Here is a 15180-nt window from a genome sequence, read left to right on the forward strand (position 1 = left end):
CCGGGGCGGCGGGTCTACGGTCCGGGACATGCGCAGACTTCTGGTGACCGGTTCGGTCCTGCTCGCCCTCGCCGGGCTGCTCGGGGCCCGTCCTCCCGCAGTGCTGCCGCTGCCCCTGCGGCTGGCCGGCACGGGCGGCGGCAGCCAGCTCATCACGGCCGTGGCCTCCGGTACCGCCGCCACCACGGGCACGGTCACCTGGTGGAGTCTGCGCGCCGGGCGCTGGGTGGCCGCCGGGTCCGCGCCCGCCCGCTTCGGGGCGAACGGACTGGCCGAGGGCGCATCGCGCAAGCAGGGAACCGCCACCACACCCACCGGGCTCTACCGCTTGCCGTACGCCTTCGGGGTGAAGGCGGCCGGGCCCGGCACCCGCTATCCGTACCGCAGGGTCGGTGAACGGTCGTGGTGGTGCCAGGACAACGCGGCGCGCGCCTACAACCGGTGGATGGAGCCGCGGTCCACCGACTGCCGGGCCACCGAGGCCGAGCACCTGATCACGTATCCGACGCAGTACGCCCGGGCCCTCGTCGTCGGGTTCAACTACGACAGGCCGGTACGGGGCCGGGGCGCCGGGATCTTCCTGCACGTCAACGGACGCGGCGCGACCGCCGGCTGTGTCTCCGTGCCGGCGGCCGCGATGGACCGGATCCTGGCCTGGGCCGATCCGGCCCGCCGTCCGCATCTCGCGATCGGAACCCTTTCGGGCCCGACCGCGATCACGCGCTACTGACCTCAGCGCTCGTTCTGTGCGAGCCTCAGCAGATGGTCGGCGAGCGCCTGCCCGCCGGCCGGATCGCGGCTGATCAGCATGAGCGTGTCGTCGCCTGCGATGGTGCCGAGGATGTCGTGCAACTCGGCCTGGTCGATCGCCGAGGCGAGGAACTGGGCGGCGCCCGGGGGCGTACGCAGCACCACCAGGTTGGCCGAGGCCTCCGCCGAGATGAGCAGTTCGGCGGAGAGGCGGCGCATCCGCTCCTCCTTGGCGGACCCGCCAAGCGGCGCGTGCGGGGTGCGGAATCCGCCCTCGCTCGGCACCGCGTAGATCAGCTCGCCACCGGTGTTGCGGATCTTCACCGCACCCAGCTCGTCCAGATCCCGGGAGAGCGTCGCCTGCGTGACGCTCAGCCCGTCGTCGCCAAGGAGCTTGGCCAGCTGGCTCTGCGAGCGCACCGGCTGCCGGTTCAGGATGTCCACGATCCGGCGGTGGCGTGCGGTGCGGGTCTGCGGCACGGACGGCCCGCCGTGCTCGGAATCCTGCGCCTCGGTCATCGTCGTCGCCTCATTCTCCGGTGTGTCCCTCTCCGGATCGTCCGTCCCCGTATGCCGCGTCGAGGGCACCGGGCAGCGCCTGGAGGAACGCGTCCACCTCCGCCTCACCGATGATCAGCGGCGGCATCAGCCGTACGACATCGGGGGCGGGCGCGTTCACCAGGAGTCCGGCTCCCTGAGCCGCCTGCTGCACCTGGGGCGCAAGGGGTTCGGTGAGCACGATACCCAGCAGCAGGCCGGAGCCGCGGACGTGGGAGACCAGGGGGTGCCCCAGGCCCTCCACGCCGTTGCGGATCCGCTCGCCCAGCCGCTTCACGTTGTCCAGCGCGCCGTCGGCGGCCAGGGTGTCCAGGACCGCGAGTCCGGCGGCGCAGGCGATCGGGTTGCCGCCGAACGTCGTGCCGTGCTGGCCGGGGCCGAGCAGGTCGGCCGCGGCGCCGAACGCCACCGTGGCGCCGATCGGCAGTCCGCCGCCGAGCCCCTTGGCGAGGGTGACCAGATCGGGCTCCACGCCTTGGTGGGCCTGGTGCTCGAACCAGGTGCCGCACCGGCCGATCCCGGTCTGCACCTCGTCGAGGACGAGCAGGGTGCCGGTGGCCCGGGTGATCTCCCGGGCCGCCTCGAGATAGCCCTTGGGCGGGACGACGACACCGTTCTCACCCTGCATGGGCTCGATGATCAGCAGCGCGGTGTCGGTGGTCACCGCGGCCCGCAGCGCCTCGACGTCCCCGTACGGGACGTGCGTGACGTCACCGGGCAGCGGGACGAAGGGCTCGCGCTTCTTGGGCTGGCCGGTGAGCGCGAGGGCCCCCATGGTCCGGCCGTGGAAGCCGCCGTCGGTGGCGACCATGTGGCCGCGGCCGGTCAGCCGGCCGATCTTGAACGCGGCCTCGTTGGCCTCGGCGCCCGAGTTGGAGAAGTAGACCTTGCCGGTCCGGCCGAAGAGCTGGAGCAGCCGTTCCGCGAGGGCGACGGGCGGCTCGGCGATGAAGAGGTTGGAGACATGGCCGAGGGAGGCGATCTGGGTGGAGACCGCCTCGACGACGGCGGGGTGGGCGTGGCCCAGCGCGTTCACCGCGATGCCGCCGACGAAGTCGAGGTACTCGGTGCCGTCGGCGTCCCACACATGGGCGCCTTCGCCGCGGACGAGGGGAAGCCGGGGGGTGCCGTAGTTGTCCATCAGCGCGTGCTGCCAGCGCTGTGTGAGTTCCTGGTTGCTCATGACTCCCCCTGTGTTCCGGTCGTCGTGTCGGGCACGACCATCGTGCCGATTCCTTCGTCGGTGAAGATCTCCAGCAGGATCGAGTGCTGGACCCGGCCGTCGATGACGCGGGCGGTCTCCACGCCGTTGCGTACGGCGTGCAGGCAGCCCTGCATCTTGGGCACCATGCCGCTGGAGAGTTCCGGCAGGAGCTTCTCCAGCTCGGTGGCGGTGAGGCGGCTGATCACGTCGTCGCTGTTGGGCCAGTCCTCGTAGAGGCCCTCGACGTCGGTGAGGACCATCAGTGTCTCGGCGCCCAGCGCGGCGGCGAGTGCGGCGGCCGCGGTGTCGGCGTTGACGTTGTAGACGTGGTTGTCCTCCGCCGAACGGGCGATGGAGGAGATGACGGGGATGCGGCCGTCGTCCAGCAGCGCCTGGATGGCCCCGGTGTCGATGGCGGTGATCTCACCGACCCGGCCGATGTCGACGGCCTCACCGTCGATCACCGGGCGGTGCTGGATCGCGGTGATGGTGTGGGCGTCCTCGCCGGTCATGCCGACGGCGAGCGGGCCGTGCTGGTTGAGCAGGCCGACGAGCTCGCGCTGGACCTGTCCGGCCAGCACCATCCGTACGACGTCCATCGCCTCGGGCGTGGTGACGCGGAGCCCGGCCTTGAACTCGCTGACCAGGCCCTGTTTGTCGAGCTGGGCGCTGATCTGCGGGCCGCCGCCGTGCACGACGACGGGCTTGAGGCCGGCGTGCCGCAGGAAGACGACGTCCTGGGCGAAGGCCGCCTTCAACTCCTCGTCGATCATGGCGTTGCCGCCGAACTTGATGACGACGGTCTTGCCGTTGTGCCGGGTCAGCCAGGGCAGGGCCTCGATGAGGATCTGCGCCTTCGGGAGTGCGGTGTGTTTCCGCGCGGCGCTCATGAGCTGTACGCGCTGTTCTCGTGGACGTAGTCCGCGGTGAGGTCGTTGGCCCAGATGACGGCCGACTCGGTGCCCGCGGCGAGGTCGGCGGTGATCTTGACCTCCCGGTAGCGCATGTCGACGAGGTCGCGGTCCTCGCCGACTCCCCCGTTCTTGCAGACCCAGACGTCGTTGATGGCGACGTTCAGCTGATCCGGCTCGAAGGCCGCCTTCGTCGTGCCGATCGCGGACAGCACCCGGCCCCAGTTGGGGTCCTCGCCGTGGATGGCGCACTTGAGGAGGTTGTTACGGGCGATGGAACGGCCCACCTCCACGGCGTCGTCCTCCGTCGCGGCGTTCACGACCTCGATGCGGATGTCCTTGGAGGCGCCCTCCGCGTCACCGATCAGCTGCCGGGCGAGGTCGTCGCAGACGGCCCGTACCGCCTCCGCGAACTCCCCCTGCTCCGGCGTGATTCCGCTGGCCCCCGAGGCCAGCAGGAGCACGGTGTCGTTGGTGGACATGCAGCCGTCGGAGTCGACCCGGTCGAACGTGGTCCGGGTCGCGTCGCGCAGCGCGGCGTCGAGCGCGGGGGCGGCGACGTCGGCGTCGGTGGTGAGGACGACGAGCATCGTGGCCAGGCCGGGGGCGAGCATGCCCGCGCCCTTCGCCATGCCGCCGACGGTCCAGCCCTCGCCGCCTGAGACGGCCGTCTTGTGGACGGTGTCGGTGGTCTTGATGGCGATGGCGGCCTTCTCGCCGCCGTGCTCGCTCAGGGCCGCCGCGGCCTTCTCGATGCCGGGCAGCAGCTTGTCCATGGGGAGCAGCAGACCGATGAGCCCGGTCGAGGCGACGGCGATCTCACCGGCGCTGTGGCCTTCGAGGACCTCGGCCGCCTTCTCGGCGGTGGCGTGGGTGTCCTGGAAGCCCTGCGGCCCCGTACAGGCGTTGGCGCCGCCGGAGTTGAGGACGACGGCGGTGACCTCGCCCCCCTTGAGGACCTGCTCCGACCAGAGGACGGGAGCGGCCTTGACACGGTTGGAGGTGAAGACGCCCGCAGCGGCGCGACGGGGACCGTTGTTGACCACGAGGGCCAGGTCCGGGTTACCGCTGTCCTTGATCCCGGCGGCGATGCCCGCCGCCGAGAATCCCTGTGCTGCCGTGACGCTCACGGTGCGACTCCGATCGTGGAAAGACCCGTGTCCTCGGGAAGTCCGAGGGCGATGTTCATGCTCTGCAGGGCACCACCCGCGGTGCCCTTGGCAAGGTTGTCGATGGCGCTGATCACGATGACCCGGCCGGCCGCCTCGTCGTGGGCGGCCTGGATCTGGACGGCGTTGGAGCCGTATACGGCCGCGGTCGAGGGCCACTGGCCCTCGGGGAGCAGATCGACGAACGGCTCGTCCGCGAAGGCCTTCTCGTACGCGGCGCGCAGGGACCCGGCGCTCACGCCCGGCTTCGCCTTGGCACTGCACGTGGCGAGGATGCCGCGGGGCATCGGTGCGAGGGTCGGGGTGAAGGACACGCTGACCCGCTCACCGGCGGCGGCGCTGAGGTTCTGGATCATCTCGGGCGTGTGCCGGTGGACACCGCCGACGCCGTACGGCGACATGTTGCCCATCACCTCGGAGCCGAGCAGATGCGGCTTGGCCGCCTTGCCCGCACCCGAGGTACCGGAGGCGGCGACGATCACTGCCTCGGGCTCGACGAGCTGGGCCGCGTACGCCGGGAAGAGGGCGAGCGACACGGCGGTCGGGTAGCAGCCGGGAACCGCGATGCGCTTGCTCCCCGCCAGCGCGGCCCGCCCGCCGGGCAGCTCGGGCAGGCCGTAGGGCCAGGTCCCGGCGTGCGGCGAGGCGTAGAACTTCTCCCAGTCAGCCGCGTTCTCGAGCCGGAAGTCGGCCCCCATGTCGACCACGAGCACCTCGTCACCGAGCTGCTCCGCCACTGCGGCGGACTGCCCGTGCGGGAGGGCGAGGAAGACCACGTCGTGTCCGGCGAGCACCTCGGCGGTGGTCGGCCGGAGCACCCGGCCGGCCAGTGGCCGCAGGTGCGGCTGCAGGGCGCCGAGCGGCTGGCCCGCGTTGGAGTTCGCGGTGAGGGCCCCGATCTCGACCTCTGGGTGGACCAACAGAAGGCGGAGCAGCTCCCCGCCGGCGTATCCGCTCGCCCCTGCCACTGCTGCACGTACCACCATCGAAATCCTCCTCGTCGATGGCATGACTATACGCATCTCTGCACTTTTATGCAAAGACATGCGCTCATCCCGGCGGGAGCCTCGCGCGACAGCGAGAGCTCCGCCGGGCAGACGTGCGCGCGGAACGGCGTATGAACATGTAACACCGGGCAACGGTGGCGCAACCAGGTCCGGACCCCATGGATGCGGATCTTCACCCGGAGCCCTTCGCCGGCTTCCCGCAGTCGCCTCGACGGCCTCTCGCGTTCACTTCACCGGCCTCTCACAGTTCTTCGGCGGCCCCTCCCGGCCACCTCACCGGCCTCTCACAGTTCTTCGGCGGTGAGATCACCACCGAATACGGGGGCGCACCGGTGACATCACCGCCGGACATCAGGGCGCGGACGCAATTCCGCCGACCCTCACCTTCGGGGTTGACCACGCGGGTGCCATGGAGTAGCGGCTCGAACGCGGGGCGCGACGATCGTGACGGCGGGGACCCCACCCCATCGCGCGGGGCGGGTCCCACACCCCTGCCGGGCAGGGACCGAGACACCGACGCCTTCGGCCCGCCCGCCCACCGGCCGGCCGCACGAAGGCGTCCGTTCCGATATAGGCCCGGACCTCCGCGACACGGGCGAGTCGCGCACCACACCCTGTCGTTCACCGCGACGGCGCCCGCGCCATGGCGATGTGTCACCAGCGGGCCATGACACACACCTCGGGCAGCCATGACACCCGCCCGACCGGCCCGCGCCGGCGGGTAATTAGAGAGAGCGTCAAGGATGCCCGGCACACCCAACTGGAATTGGACTTCCGCACCAGGATTCAGCGGCCGGCCCCACCTACGGCCTATCTAACCGGAATTGACCCCGCCACCCGGGTTCAGCGGCGGCGCCTGCCCACGGCCCAGCTAACCGGAATTGGCCTCGCCACCAGGCCCCAGCGAGTCGATCTTGATGCCGAGTCAAGGAGCTTGACAAGCCGACGCGAGGCCTGCCAAGGTCATCCATCGCGGGTCGCCTCTAGGGAAATTCAATTTCGGGGCACCGGGGGGAAGGGCACGACTACTTATGTAACGGCACTGTTAACACACTCTCTTTTAAGGTCATATTGACTATCGCCCTTGGCGATGAATGAGGGTGCACAAAAGCAACTTTTATATTTCAGGTAGCCTTCGGGGGGTGGCTTTGAATGGAAGCAACACAGACGGCCGATCATCCGGCTGCCGACCTGGCCGCTGCAGTGCGCGCGGAGTTGTCCGCCCGGCTCGGCATGGATCCCGCCGCCCTGCGCGATGACATCGTCTTCTCCGCCTATGGACTCGACTCGCTCAAGGCCGTCGGATTCGTCGAGGCGCTCAGCGAACTGATGGGCCGTCGGCTTCCGGCCACGCTCCCGTGGGAATGCCCGACCGTCGAACGACTGGTTGCGCGGCTGCTCGGCGGGCAGGAGCCGGAACCCGCGGTCCCAGGTGTGACGGAGGGGCCGGGGGCCCCTGTGAGCGGCGAGCCCGTCGCCGTCGTGGGCATGGCCTGCCGCTTCCCGGGCGCGGACGGCATCGACCAGTTCTGGCAGCTGCTGAGCGACGGCGCCGACCTGACCGGACCGCCACCGTCGGGGCGCCGTAAGCCCGCGTCAGGACCGCGTGAAGCGGGATACCTGCGCGGCCCTGTCGACCGGTTCGATCCCCTGTTCTTCGGTATCTCCCCGCGCGAGGCGCAGGAGATGGATCCGCAGCAGTCCCTCTTCCTCGAAGTGGCCTGGGAGGCGCTGGATGCCGCGGGGCTCGGCGACGGCAGGCTCGCCGGCAGCCGCACCGGGGTGTTCGTCGGCGCCATCTGGCACGACTACGCCGACTTGGGTTCGACACCGGCCGGCCCGGCCTCGGCGTACATGGCCAGCGGGCGTTCCCTGAACATGATCGCCAACCGCCTGTCCTACTCGCTCGGGCTGCGCGGGCCGAGCCTGGTCGTCGACAGCGCGTGTTCGTCCTCCCTGCTGGCCGTGCACCTGGGCTGTCAGAGCCTGGCCACCGGAGAGTCGAACGTGGCCGTCGTCGGCGGGGTCAACCTGCTGCTGGACCCGCGGACCACGGAGGCGCTGCAGGGCTTCGGCGCCCTCGCGCCGGACGGCCGGTGCAAGGTCTTCGACGCCAGTGCCGACGGGTTCGGCCGGGGCGAGGGCTGCGGTGTCATCGTGCTCAAGCCCTTGTCGCGCGCGCTCGCCGACAACGACCGGATCTGGTGCGTGATCCGGGGATCGGCCGCCAACAACGACGGGCAGAGCAACGGCCTGACCGCGCCGAACCCGATTGCCCAGCAGGAAGTGCTCAGCCAGGCCTACAGGACGGCGGCCGTCGATGCGCGCGACGTCGCGTATGTCGAGACGCACGGCACGGGAACCGCGCTCGGCGACCCGATCGAGGCCTCCGCTCTCGGAGCGGCGCTCACCGTGGGCCGGAAGCCGGACGCGCCGGACCTGGTCATGGGCTCGGTGAAGGCGAACATAGGCCACCTCGAAGGCGCCGCGGGCATCGCAGGGATGATCAAGGCGGCGCTCTGTCTGCAGCACCGCCGGATCCCGCCGAACCCGCACTTCTCGACTCCGAACGCACACATCGACTTCGAAGGACTGCGCCTGCGCGTTCCGCGCGAGAACGAGGCCTGGCCCGAGAACACCCGCCTGCTCGCCGGGGTCAGCGCGTTCGGCTGGGGCGGCACGAATGTGCACGTCGTTCTCGAGGGACGCGACGAGCCCCGGACCCGTGAACTGCCCGCGGCCGACGCCCCGGAGCCGACCGCGCAGCCGGAAGCTCCCGCGGCGGGCAGGCCGCGCCCCGACATCCTCTTCGCCTGCTCCCCGCACGGGCACCAGTACGCGGAAATGGGTGTCGAGATGATGCGCGCGGAGCCGGTCTTCCGCGCCGCGGTCGAGGAGTGCGACCGCGTCTTCATCCCGCTGGCGGGCTGGTCCCTGGCCGAGAAGCTCGCCACGGGCCAGGAGGACAGGAAGCGCCTGGACGTGGTCCTGCCGCTGCTGTTCGCCATGCAGGTCGGCCTGGCCCGCTGGCTGGAGCACACCGGGGTGCGTCCGGCCTCGGTGGTCGGACACTGCATCGGCGAGATCCCGGCAGCCGTGATTGCCGGAATCCTCGACGTGGAGCAGGCGACGTCGCTGGTCTACCACTACAGCCGGTACCAGTACCAGATGGCCCGCCCCGACCACGGCATGGCCGCGCTGGAGTACACGGTGGCCGAGGTACGGGAGTTACTCGGCCCGGAAGAGGGCGCGGTGACCGTGGCCGCATGCAACGGGCCGCGTTCCACCGTGATATCCGGCGACCGCGCCCGGCTCGAAGCAGTGGTGGCCGCGGCCAAGGCGGCCGGTGCCCAGGCGGGCATGATCGACGTCGATGTGGCCGGGCACGGCCCGGCGATCGAACAGGTCATCGAGGACTTGGTACGGGACATCGGCGAGCTGCGCCCCCGCCCGGGACGGATCCCGATGATCTCCTCGGTCACCGCGGAACCACTCGACTGGCGTGAGGTCGACGGCGCGTACTTCGCGCAGAACCTGCGCTGCCTGGTCCGGTTCGACGAGGCCGTGCGCAGGGCGATGACCGACGGCGCCTCGGTACTCCTCGAGATCACCGCCCATCCCGTGCTGCTGCACGCGTTGACGCAGCTCACCGAAGAGGCCGCCGACGGCGGCGCCGGTGCGGACGGCCTCCCCGTCGCGCTCGGCACCATGCGGCGCGGCGATGCGCGCGGCGGACTGTCCGACACGCTCGGCCGGCTGCGGACGCTCGGCTGGGAGCCGGTGGCCCAGGTGGCGCCGGACGAGGGGACGGCGCATCTGCTGACCCTCTCCGCGCAGAGTCCGGAGGCGCTGCTCCAGTACGCCGCGGACACGGCCCGCGCGTTGCGCACGGCCGGTCCGGAGATCACCGTGGCCGACGTCTGCCGGGCCACGGCCCGCCGTACCGCCTTTCCCTACCGGCTCGCCGCGGTCGGCCGGGATCTGCCCGGCCTGGCCGCCGACTTGGACCGGCTCGCCGAGGGCGGCGACACGGAGACCGCCAGGGCCGGAGGCCGGCCCGCCATCGGCCGGCCCCGGACCGCGTTCGTGTTCCCGGACGCGGGCTCGCCGTGGCCCGGCACGGCCCGGCGACTGCTCGCCGAGGAGCCGGTGTTCGCGGCGGTGCTGCGCGAGTGCGACGCGAAGGCGGCGCCGATGCTCGGCCGGTCGATCCTCGACGAGCTGCTCTCGAACGCGGTCGACGGGCCGCCGAGCGGCGAGCGGGTCCCTCTCGTACGGCCGCTGCTCTTCTCCGTCCAGATCGCGCTCGCCGAGCTGTGGCGGTCCTGGGGGGTCGAGCCGGACGTGGTGACCGGCCACGGGATGGGCGAGGTGGCGGCCGCGTGCACGAGCGGGGCACTCGCCCTGGACGACGGCCTTCGGATCGTCTGTCTGGGCAGCGCTCTGCTGGACGGGACGTCCGGGCACGGCGCCGTGCCGGCCGATGCGGCCGCGCACGGCCCGCAGATGGACGGCCTGCTGGAGGGGCTGAGCGACGTTCGGCCGACCGCGGGCCGGGTCCCGATCCACTCGACCGTACTGAACCGGCTCGTCGACGGGTCCGGCATGGATGCCGCGTACTGGTGCGACAACCTGCGCGAGCCCGTGTCCCTTTCGGACGGTGTCCGGTCACTGCTCGACGAGGACGTCACCGTCTTCGTCGAGATCAGCCCGCACCCGGTCCTGACCACCGCGATCGACGGGACTGCCGCGCACGCCGGGCGACAGGTGACGGTCGTCCCTTCGATGCGACGCGATGAGGACGGGCGCGCTGTCATGCTGCAGTCGCTCGGCTCCGCCCATCTCGCCGGTGTCGAGGTCGACGGTAGCGCGGCGCTCCGCCCCGGCGAGCCCCGGCTGGTGGACCTGCCTCCGTACCCCTGGCAGCGCGAGCACTTCCCGGTCCCCGGACTGTCCGGTACCGACCGTGAGGCGCACTCCGAGTACGCGGCCGGCACGGGTCTGGTGCTCGGCGCCCGGCTCGACTCTGCGGTCGAACCCGGGCTGCACTACTGGCAGACGCGGCTCTCCTGCGAGATACCGGAGGTCGCGGACCACCAGGTCCGTGGCACAGCCGTGGTACCGGGATCGGCCTACCTCGCGCTGGCGGCGGCCGCGGTCGACGAGGTGATACCGGGAGCGGAACTCAGTGTTTCCGACGTCCTGTTCGCCTCCGCACTCGCACCGCGGACCGGACAGCCGCGGCTCGTGCAGTCGGTGCTCTCCGAAGAGGGCGGCGGCGCCCGCTTCCGGGTCTTCGACGGCGGAGGAGGCCCGCACCCGGTCCTGCTCGCCGAAGCCGTGTTCCGCGCCGAGGACGGTACGCCGGACCGGCGCGGCGCCCCGCGCCACACCATGGAGCTCTCCGCGCCGGACGTCCTCACGGAGGACGGGTTCTACCGGCTGCTGGCCGGCAACGGCGTCGAGTGCGGCCCGGAGTACCGGCGGGTGACAGCCTTCCAGGCCCTCGACGGCGGCGCAGTCGCGCAGGCCACTCTCACGGCACAGGATCTCGCGGTGTCGGGTACCCGGCTGCCGCGCTCCGCGTACGACGCGGCTTTCCAGACGGTCACCGCCGCCGTACTCAGCGGCGGCGACCCGGGCGGTACGGGTCTGGTGCTGGTCGAGGGAGCCGATTCGATCTCCTTCGCAGGCAAGCCGTCGGGCACGGTCTCCGTTCACGTGCGGCTGGAGGCGGACGGCGTCGGGAGCACCCGGGCCGAAGTGCAGATGCTGGACTCCGCAGGCGGTGGCCTGATGACGATCCGCGGGCTGCGCGTGCGCCGGGCCGACACCTTACGGATCGCCTCACCCGCCGAGGAATCGGGCGGCTCCGCGCAGGTCCCGGAGTCTGCGCGGCCCGCGGCGGCCGACGGGACGGTGTCGGCGCTGCTGACAGCGGCCGACCCGGTGGCCGAGATCGAGTCCGTCCTGCGGACGGCCGTCGCACGGATCGTGGGTACGAGTCCCGAGCGCGTGGGCGCCGACCAGCCGTTGCACGAGCTCGGTATGGACTCGCTCATGTCGGTCGAGCTCCGCAAGAGGCTGGAACGCAAGTTCGGCGTGCAGCTGTCGTCCAGCCTCATCTTCAACTATCCGACGGTCCGGAAGCTCGTGCCTTACCTCACCGACAAGGTCGGGCTGGGTGAGCCGCGGCAGGACGCCGACGCTGAGCGGCCGCCCGAGCCGGCGCCGCCCGGCGCCCCCGACGAGTCCGCGCTCCTGCCCGGCGCGGATGACGGAGACAGCCTGATCCGGGAGCTCGAACTCCTCGAAGCACGCATAGAGGACCTCTGACATGACAGATTCCCCCACCGCCGCGTCCCGGCCCGCGCCCGACGCCGCACGAATCGTCGCACGCCTCCGGGAGCGCATCGAGAAACTGGAACGCACCCGCAGCGAGCCGATCGCGCTGATCGGTGTCGGCTGCCGGCTGCCGGGCGGCGTCCGGTCCATGGAGGACTACTGGGACCTGCTCTCGGGCGAAGTGGACGCCATCACGCCCATCCCCGCCTCGCGGTGGGACGCCCAGGCCTTCTACGACCCGGACCCGGAGACGCCGGGCCGGATGCGCATGCAGTACGGCGCCTTCGTCGACGGGGTCGACGAGTTCGACCCCTACTTCTTCGGCATCTCGCCGCGCGAGGCGTCCCGGATGGACCCGCAGCAGCGGCTGTTCCTCGAGGTCGCCTGGGAGGCGCTGGACCGGGCCGGACTCTCCCGGGAGGCGCTGGCCGGCAGCGCGACGGGGGTGTTCGTGGGGGTGAACTCCGCCGACTACCTCCAGCTCCAGGTGGCGGACCCGTCCTGGGCGGACACCTACACGATCACCGGCGGCACCAACTCGCTGATCGCGAACCGGCTTTCCTACCTGTTCGACCTGAACGGCCCGAGCCTGACCGTGGACACCGCCTGCTCGAGCTCGCTCGTCGCGGTGCACCTGGCCTGCCAGAGCCTGCGCAGCGGCGAGAGCGACCTGGCCGTGGTCGGCGGTGTGAACCTGATCCTGTCCCCCTCGACGGCGGTCGCCCACGCGAAGGGGATGCCGCTGTCCCCGGACGGCCGATGTCGCACTTTCGACGCTGCCGCGAGCGGGTACACACGCGGCGAGGGTGTGGTGGCGGTTGCACTGCGCCGGCTCAGCGACGCGGAGGCCGCGGGCGACCCGGTCATCGCGGTGATCCGCGGCTCGGCCGTGAACCAGGACGGGCTGAGCAACGGTCAGACCGCGCCGAACGGCCGGGCGCAGCAGGCGGTGATCCGCCAGGCCCTCAAGGCCGCCTCCCTCGAACCGAACCAGATCACCCTCGTCGAGGCGCACGGCACGGGCACGGTCCTCGGTGACCCGATCGAGGTCGAGGCGCTGGCGGCGACCTACGGCCGCGCGGACGGGGCGCCGCCCTGCGTGCTCGGCTCGGTGAAGACCAACATCGGCCACCTGGAGTCGGCTGCCGGACTGGCCGGCCTGGTGAAGGCGGCACTGTGCCTCAAGCACGGCCGGACCATGGCCAATCTGAACTTCGACCGCCTCAACCCGAACATCGACCTGGCCGGCACGCGGCTGGCCATCGCCGAGCGGGCCCAGGACTGGACGGCGCCCGAGCGCTTCCGGCACGCGGCGGTCAGCTCCTTCGGCGCCGGCGGGACGAACGCGCACGCGATCCTCGGCCCGGCCCCCACGCCCGCAGCCCCCGCCGCGCCCGCCCCGGCGCCGGCGCCGCCGTACACCGTGGCGGTATCCGCCCGGACCGAGGAGCTGCTGGCCGCGACCGCGGCCGCGCACCGGGACTTCCTGCAGGGGGCTCCGGCCGACGACGCGGCGTTCCGGGCGATCGCGCACACGGCGAGCGTCCGGCGCACGCACCAGGAGCACCGGCTCGCCGTGGTGGCCGGCTCCGCGCGCGAGGCGGCGGACCGGCTCACCGCCTGGTCGGAGTCCGGCTTCGCACCCGGTGTGGTGAGCGGGCGCGCCGGCGATGCGCCGCCCGGCGCGGTGTTCGCCTTCTCGGCACACGCGCCGAGCGGCTGGGCGGAGACCGCGCGGGAGCTGTCGCAGACCAGCTCCGCCTTCCGGGAGATGCTCGACGACTGCGACGACGCCTTACGCCCCTGGCTCGGCCGCGGCATCCACGACCTCATCGAAGGCATCGACGAGGAGCAGCGGATCGACCTGGTGCAGCCGGTGCGGTACGCGATCAGCCTCGCCCTGGCCGCCTGGTGGACGGAGGCGGGGGTCCGACCCCTGGCCGTCATCGGCCACGGGTTCGGCGAGGTGGCTGCGGCACGTTTCTCCGGGGTGCTCGACCGCACCGACGGCGCCCGGGTGATCTGCGCGCAGAGCGCGGCGGTCGAGGCTCGGCGGGGACACGGAGGAATGCTCGCGGTCGCCGCGTCGGCTGACCGGCTCGCCGATCTGGCCCGGCGCTTCGACGGGCTCGCACTGGCCTCGTCGGAAGGACCGCTGTCCGCGTCGCTCTCCGGCCCGCAGGACGCGCTGGAGAAGGCGGCGGCCGAGCTCAAGGCGGAGAACATCCCGTCGCGGCTGGTGAGTCAGGCGGTTGCGACACACAGCTCGGCCATGGACGAGATGCGCGAGGGACTGCTCGCCGCGCTGTCCGGTCTGACTCCGCGGCAGGCCGATACGCAGATCATCTCCACGGTGACCGGGCAGGTCCGCGAAGGCACCGGTTTCGGTCCCGGGCACTGGTTCGACAACATGCGCCGCACGGTCCGTTTCTGGGACGCGGCGCAGAGCGCTCTCGGCCTCGGTGCCGGCGCGTTCGTCGACCTGAGCCCGAGGCAGCCGCTCACGGGCAGCCTTCAGCGGGCACTCGCCGACGCCGGGGTGCAAGGGACCGCCGTGCCCGCACCGAACTCGGGCGCCTCAGCCGGGGAACCCCTGCTGCTGGGCGCTGCGGCGCTGCACTGCGCAGGCATCCCGATACGTTTCGACGCGATGCTCGGTCCGCTCGACCGGGCCGTGCCGCTGCCGCCTCAGCCCTGGCAGCACGAGCAGCTCTGGTACCGCGAGCGCGACAGCTCGGCCGTCGTGCAGGCACCCGGACCGGCCGCGCCGCAGCGGCGCCGGGTGTCCGTCGATGCCGCGCTGGCCGGGCGGCTGCGTACGCTGCCGTCGGCCGAACGGGTCCCGGCCGCAGCGGAGTTCGTCCTCGGCCTGGTGGCCGCGGCCCTGGAGTTCGACTCGCAGGAGCTCGACCCGGACGCGGGCTTCTTCCAGCTCGGCATGGACTCGCTCATGGCGACGAACGTGCATGCGCGGATTGTCGCAGCCCTCGGCATACCGCTCCCGGCAACAGTGATGTTCGAACACGGGTCGGTCAACGCGCTCGCCGGGCACCTGGCCGAGGTGGCCGCACCCGAGGCCGAGACCCCTGAGGTGCCCGTCCCCGAGGCAGCGCCTGCCGAGGCGTCCGTCCCCGAGGCCGAGGCTCTGACGGTGGACGCGGCGGATCTCGCGGATACCGAAGGCCTGTCGGAAGAAGATCTCATCATTCTCCTCAGCGCGGAAATCGACTAGTGAG

General features: G+C 71.7%; 8 protein-coding genes. 3 read left to right on the forward strand and 5 right to left on the reverse strand.

Features of this window, described 5'->3' with window-relative positions:
- The first annotated feature begins 28 nt into the window (after window positions 1-28).
- Window positions 29-730 carry a L,D-transpeptidase family protein gene (locus ABT025_RS15485; protein ID WP_350994098.1) on the forward strand — a complete coding sequence of 234 codons (702 nt, stop codon included), beginning with the start codon at window positions 29-31 and terminating at the stop codon, window positions 728-730.
- Between the two features lie 2 nt (window positions 731-732).
- On the opposite strand, the gene ABT025_RS15490 is transcribed toward ABT025_RS15485, so the two are convergent.
- From ABT025_RS15490 to argC, 5 genes are read right to left on the reverse strand one after another with little or no spacing between them, the layout of a single operon-like run.
- Window positions 733-1269, reverse strand: a complete 537-nt coding sequence (locus ABT025_RS15490) for an arginine repressor (RefSeq protein ID WP_350994100.1) — start codon at window positions 1267-1269, stop codon at window positions 733-735.
- A gap of 10 nt (window positions 1270-1279) precedes the next feature.
- Window positions 1280-2491 (reverse strand): acetylornithine transaminase, encoded by a 1212-nt coding sequence (locus ABT025_RS15495; protein WP_350994102.1) that lies wholly within the window; start codon window positions 2489-2491, stop codon window positions 1280-1282.
- Window positions 2488-3402 carry an acetylglutamate kinase gene (gene argB / locus ABT025_RS15500; RefSeq protein WP_350994104.1) on the reverse strand — a complete coding sequence of 305 codons (915 nt, stop codon included), beginning with the start codon at window positions 3400-3402 and terminating at the stop codon, window positions 2488-2490. The genes ABT025_RS15495 and argB overlap by 4 nt, the downstream gene beginning before the upstream one ends.
- A complete protein-coding gene (argJ, locus tag ABT025_RS15505) occupies window positions 3399-4553 on the reverse strand; it encodes a bifunctional glutamate N-acetyltransferase/amino-acid acetyltransferase ArgJ (protein WP_350994106.1) in 1155 nt (384 codons plus the stop codon). Before argJ ends, argB begins: the two co-directional genes overlap by 4 nt.
- Window positions 4550-5578 carry an N-acetyl-gamma-glutamyl-phosphate reductase gene (gene argC, locus ABT025_RS15510; RefSeq protein ID WP_350994108.1) on the reverse strand — a complete coding sequence of 343 codons (1029 nt, stop codon included), beginning with the start codon at window positions 5576-5578 and terminating at the stop codon, window positions 4550-4552. The genes argJ and argC overlap by 4 nt, the downstream gene beginning before the upstream one ends.
- A 1173-nt stretch (window positions 5579-6751) precedes the next feature.
- On the opposite strand from argC, the gene ABT025_RS15515 reads away from it, so the two are divergent.
- Both ABT025_RS15515 and ABT025_RS15520 read left to right on the forward strand, forming a co-directional pair.
- Window positions 6752-11935, forward strand: coding sequence for an acyltransferase domain-containing protein (locus ABT025_RS15515; RefSeq protein WP_350994110.1), 5184 nt, complete (start codon window positions 6752-6754; stop codon window positions 11933-11935).
- Between the two features lies 1 nt (window position 11936).
- Window positions 11937-15176: a type I polyketide synthase gene (locus tag ABT025_RS15520; protein ID WP_350994112.1), complete on the forward strand. Its 3240-nt coding sequence runs from the start codon at window positions 11937-11939 to the stop codon at window positions 15174-15176.
- Window positions 15177-15180 lie beyond the last annotated feature (4 nt).

This window comes from Streptomyces sp. NPDC002809, assembly GCF_040295435.1.
Classification (GTDB): Bacteria; Actinomycetota; Actinomycetes; order Streptomycetales; family Streptomycetaceae; genus Streptomyces.

What these genes read in the sequence shown, in the direction of transcription:
- ABT025_RS15520 (WP_350994112.1), top strand. Translation starts at nt 11,937, where the DNA reads ATGACAGATTCCCCCACCGCCGCGTCCCGGCCCGCGCCCGACGCCGCA.
- ABT025_RS15495 (WP_350994102.1), bottom strand. Translation starts at nt 2,491, where the DNA reads ATGAGCAACCAGGAACTCACACAGCGCTGGCAGCACGCGCTGATGGAC.
- argB (WP_350994104.1), bottom strand. Translation starts at nt 3,402, where the DNA reads ATGAGCGCCGCGCGGAAACACACCGCACTCCCGAAGGCGCAGATCCTC.
- ABT025_RS15490 (WP_350994100.1), bottom strand. Translation starts at nt 1,269, where the DNA reads ATGACCGAGGCGCAGGATTCCGAGCACGGCGGGCCGTCCGTGCCGCAG.
- argC (WP_350994108.1), bottom strand. Translation starts at nt 5,578, where the DNA reads ATGGTGGTACGTGCAGCAGTGGCAGGGGCGAGCGGATACGCCGGCGGG.
- ABT025_RS15485 (WP_350994098.1), top strand. Translation starts at nt 29, where the DNA reads ATGCGCAGACTTCTGGTGACCGGTTCGGTCCTGCTCGCCCTCGCCGGG.
- ABT025_RS15515 (WP_350994110.1), top strand. Translation starts at nt 6,752, where the DNA reads ATGGAAGCAACACAGACGGCCGATCATCCGGCTGCCGACCTGGCCGCT.